This is a genomic window from Pseudomonas sp. PS01270 (assembly GCF_029959775.1).
Classification (GTDB): domain Bacteria; phylum Pseudomonadota; class Gammaproteobacteria; order Pseudomonadales; family Pseudomonadaceae; genus Aquipseudomonas; species Aquipseudomonas atacamensis.
Genome location: NZ_JASCPT010000237.1, coordinates 1 through 3128, shown reverse-complemented (window position 1 = coordinate 3128; position 3128 = coordinate 1). Strand labels below are relative to the sequence as shown.

The 3128-nt window shown below is 56.3% G+C and carries 3 protein-coding genes; all 3 read left to right on the top strand.

Going from position 1 to position 3128, the window contains the following annotated elements; all coding sequences use genetic code 11:
• The first annotated feature begins 246 nt into the window (after window positions 1-246).
• Complete coding sequence (gene pssA / locus QMX86_RS27745; protein WP_016773182.1) at window positions 247-1104, top strand: CDP-diacylglycerol--serine O-phosphatidyltransferase; 858 nt, start codon at window positions 247-249, stop codon at window positions 1102-1104.
• 63 nt (window positions 1105-1167) lie between these two features.
• Window positions 1168-2181 (top strand): protein-methionine-sulfoxide reductase catalytic subunit MsrP, encoded by a 1014-nt coding sequence (gene msrP / locus QMX86_RS27740; RefSeq protein WP_024014317.1) that lies wholly within the window; start codon window positions 1168-1170, stop codon window positions 2179-2181.
• The gene (gene msrQ / locus QMX86_RS27735; RefSeq protein ID WP_282387750.1) at window positions 2181-2804 is read left to right on the top strand and encodes a protein-methionine-sulfoxide reductase heme-binding subunit MsrQ; all 624 of its coding nucleotides are present in this window, start codon (window positions 2181-2183) and stop codon (window positions 2802-2804) included. Before msrP ends, msrQ begins: the two co-directional genes overlap by 1 nt.
• Window positions 2805-3128 lie beyond the last annotated feature (324 nt).

Sequence of the window (3128 nt, the reverse complement as noted above, 5' to 3'; positions counted from 1 at the left end):
GTGCGCCAGATGATGGCGCTGATGGGCTGAAACGCCTTTTTTCGTCTGCTGTGAGCACAAAAGCAAACGCCCCGAACAAGTCGGGGCGTTTGCTGGAACCGCCGTCAGTGCGTTTTCACACAGTCTGCTAGGCCGCGTTTTTTCGTTTGGGCCGGTGCTTCTGGTATAAAGCTGCATCGTTTGTGGCCGAACTGTCGTCCTCAAGCCTCTGTCGAATTTTTTCCAAACCGTTGCAAGGTAATGTCCATGAGCGAACGTCCCGAAGAGCCGAACAAGGCTTCCGACGCCGAAAGCCTGTTGCCCATCGATGAACACATCGAAGAAGGGCACGACGCCGAAGGTCGTAAAGTCCGGCATCGTGGTATCTATCTGCTGCCGAACCTGTTCACCACTGCCAACCTGTTCGCAGGCTTCTATTCCATCATCAACTCGATGAGCGCGCAGGCCGCGTTGAGCGCCGGCGACTCGGTGAATGCGAGCAAGTACTTCGCCTTCGCTGCGATCGCGATTTTCGTCGCGATGGTCCTCGATGGCCTCGATGGTCGCGTGGCACGCATGACCAATACCCAAAGTGCTTTCGGCGCCGAGTATGACTCGCTGTCGGACATGGTCGCCTTCGGCGTAGCGCCGGCATTGCTGGCGTTCGGCTGGGCGCTGGGAGACATGGGCAAGGTCGGCTGGATGGTCGCCTTCATATATGTAGCGGGTGCGGCGTTGCGTCTGGCGCGTTTCAACACCCAGGTCGGCACGGCGGACAAACGCTACTTCATCGGTCTGGCCAGCCCGGCGGCGGCAGGTGTGGTGGCCGGTATTGTCTGGGCGTTCAGCGATTACGGCATCCAGGGTTCGAAGATGTCGTTCCTGGTGGCCTTGATGGTGGCGGCGGCCGGCATGCTGATGGTCAGCAACATCAAGTACAACAGCTTCAAGGAGCTGGATCTCAAAGGTCGCGTGCCGTTCGTGGCGATCCTGGCGGTGGTGTTGGTATTCGCTGTCGTGTTCAGTGATCCGCCGCGCATTCTGCTGCTGGTGTTCCTCGCCTATGCGGCGTCCGGTCCGGTGCAATATCTGTTGCGTCTTCGTCGTCACAAAAACGCCGAGTGATGTAATTTCCCGCATACTCCGCAGTCTATGGGTGCACCTGTCCTCCAAAGCTGCGGAGTTGTCATGTTGATCAAGATCCCCAAAGCATCCGACTGCCATGAGTCGGATGTCACGCCTGAAGCCATTTATCTCTCTCGCCGCCAATTGCTCGGCGCCACTGCTGCCGGTATTGCCGTGAGCAGCCTGCCACGCTGGGCCAGTGCCGCTGATGCCCCTCGCTACTCTGATGTCGAATCCGGCAAGGCTCCGGCCTGGTTTGCCGAAAAGCTTCCTTCTACTCAATGGGGGGCGGTCAACGTCAAGGACGAGGCGATCACGCCTTATAAAGACGCGACGAACTACAACAACTTTTATGAGTTCGGTACCGGCAAAGGCGATCCGGCGAGGAACGCTGGCGACCTGAAAACCGAACCCTGGAGCGTGGTGATTGACGGGGAGGTGGGTAAGCCAGGGCGTTATGCGCTGGAAGACTTCATGAAACCGTATCAGTTGGAGGAGCGTATTTATCGTCTGCGCTGCGTCGAGGCGTGGTCGATGGTCATTCCCTGGATCGGCTTTCCCATCTCGGCTTTGCTCAAACAGGTCGAGCCGACTTCCAAGGCCAAGTACATCCGCTTCGAAACCCTGCAGGATCCCAAGAGCATGCCCGGCCAGCGTTCCGGTTTTGCGTTGATCGACTGGCCGTATGTCGAAGGCTTGCGTCTCGATGAGGCGATGAATCCTTTGGCGATCCTCGCGGTGGGCATGTATGGCCGCGAACTGCCGAACCAGAACGGCGCACCTTTGCGTCTGGTGGTGCCATGGAAGTACGGCTTCAAAAGCGTGAAATCCATTGTGCGCATCAGTCTGGTCAGCGAGCAGCCGAAGACCACTTGGCAAAGCATTGCTGCCGATGAGTATGGCTTCTACGCGAATGTGAATCCTACGGTCGACCATCCGCGCTGGACCCAGGCGCGCGAGCGGCGCTTGCCGAACAGCCTATTCAAACCGAATGTGCGCGATACCCAGATGTTCAACGGCTACTCGGATGAAGTCGCTTCTTTATATACAGGGCTCGATCTGCGGAAGAACTACTGATGCGTTATCCGTTCTGGCGAGTGGGCGTTTTCATTGCTGCGGCGGTCTGGCCATTGCTGTGGTTCTATCAAGCGTTCGCCGATCTGCTCGGGCCTGATCCGGGCAAGGTGCTGGTTGATCGTCTCGGGCTTGGCACGCTGGTGTTGCTGTTGATCACCCTGAGCATGACTCCCCTGCAAAAGCTGAGCGGCTGGGCGGGGTGGATTGCAGTGCGCCGGCAGTTAGGGCTTTGGTGTTTTGCTTATGTGACGCTGCATCTGTTCAGCTATATGGCGTTTATCCTCGGATTCGACTGGTCGCAGTTGGGCGTTGAGCTGCGCAAGCGGCCTTACATTATTGTTGGTGCGCTGGGCTTTCTCGGATTACTGATACTGGCGGTGACGTCCAATCGTTATAGTCAGCGTCGTTTGGGCGCTCGCTGGAAGAAGCTGCATCGCCTGGTTTACCTGATTCTCGGGTTGGGTTTGCTGCATATGCTGTGGATCGTGCGGGCCGATCTGGAAGAGTGGGCGATTTATGCCTCTATAGGCGCTGTGCTCTTGCTGCTTCGTCTGCCGCCGGTGATGAGGCGAATCCCGCGTTTAATGGCTAAAAAGCAGAATCTGCAAGAAAAGCGAAATTAACGGTTGACGGCAGATTCCAGAGGTCTATAATTCGCCCCACTTCCGGCGCAGTCGAAACGGAAAACTCCTTGAGATTCAAAGAGTTAAGCAGTTTTCGACAGCGGCTTGCTTCAGATCATCGAAGCCTGGAAGGAGTTGAAAGAGCAATGATATGTAGCTCTTTTAACGGTTCGATCTTCTCGGTCGAAAGCGGAGAGAAAGAGGTGTTGACAGCAGCGATTAACGCTGTAGAATTCGCCTCCCGCTAACGAGAGATCGGAAGCGCAAGTGGTTGAAGTTGTTGAAGAATTCTTCGAAAACTTCTGAAAATAATCACTTGACAGC

Bases quoted from the DNA above. Each gene is read 5' to 3' on its own strand.
- msrP (WP_024014317.1), top strand. From the start codon at position 1,168: ATGTTGATCAAGATCCCCAAAGCATCCGACTGCCATGAGTCGGATGTC.
- msrQ (WP_282387750.1), top strand. From the start codon at position 2,181: ATGCGTTATCCGTTCTGGCGAGTGGGCGTTTTCATTGCTGCGGCGGTC.
- pssA (WP_016773182.1), top strand. From the start codon at position 247: ATGAGCGAACGTCCCGAAGAGCCGAACAAGGCTTCCGACGCCGAAAGC.